General features: G+C 45.3%; 1 protein-coding gene. It reads right to left on the bottom strand.

Annotated elements, in window-relative coordinates; translation table 11 throughout:
• Positions 1-36: 36 nt before the first annotated feature.
• Positions 37-474, bottom strand: a complete 438-nt coding sequence (locus tag IV71_RS07085) for a helix-turn-helix domain-containing protein (protein ID WP_010691320.1) — start codon at positions 472-474, stop codon at positions 37-39.
• Positions 475-543: the final 69 nt, after the last annotated feature.

Below are 543 nucleotides of genomic sequence, written 5' to 3' on the forward strand. Positions count from 1 at the left end.
ATTGAATCTCTAACGCATTTTTAAATTTTTCATCACTCATCGCACTCTCCTGTCTGTTGCTCCCACCAGATACCCAACCCACACTCCGAAGAAGTCTGCCAGCTTCTGCCATGTAGCTGGTGATGGCTCGTTGTATTGGTTCTCAACACTGCGAATCAACTTAATACCGACACCAGCTTGTTCAGCTAGTTGTTGATCCGTTAGCCCCAGTTCTTCCCTTAGCTCACTGACACGATTGACGGCTTCAAGCTCGTTTTTGGCTGTGTATGAGTTGTCAAAGCGATAGAGCGTGTTTGCAAGCCTCGCATAGGTGACTTTGCTTACTCTAGTTCGTTCTCCTTGGCGGATACCAACCAGCACACCACGATTGACTCCAGTTAAATCGGCTAGCTCGTTGAAGCTATAGGACTCCTTGTGGTCTTTGATAACTTGAATCTGACGATCAGTCAGTTCGATTCCTAATCCTTCTTTCATTTCTCAAATCTATCTCCTATCCGCTTGTCTTAATGCCCTTCAACATGTCTTTAACAGACTGCATGTCTA

The sequence above is a fragment of the Fructobacillus fructosus KCTC 3544 genome (assembly GCF_001438695.1).
Classification (GTDB): Bacteria; Bacillota; Bacilli; order Lactobacillales; family Lactobacillaceae; genus Fructobacillus; species Fructobacillus fructosus.

Excerpts from the sequence above, each read along its gene's own strand:
- IV71_RS07085 (WP_010691320.1), bottom strand. The coding sequence starts at position 474 with ATGAAAGAAGGATTAGGAATCGAACTGACTGATCGTCAGATTCAAGTT.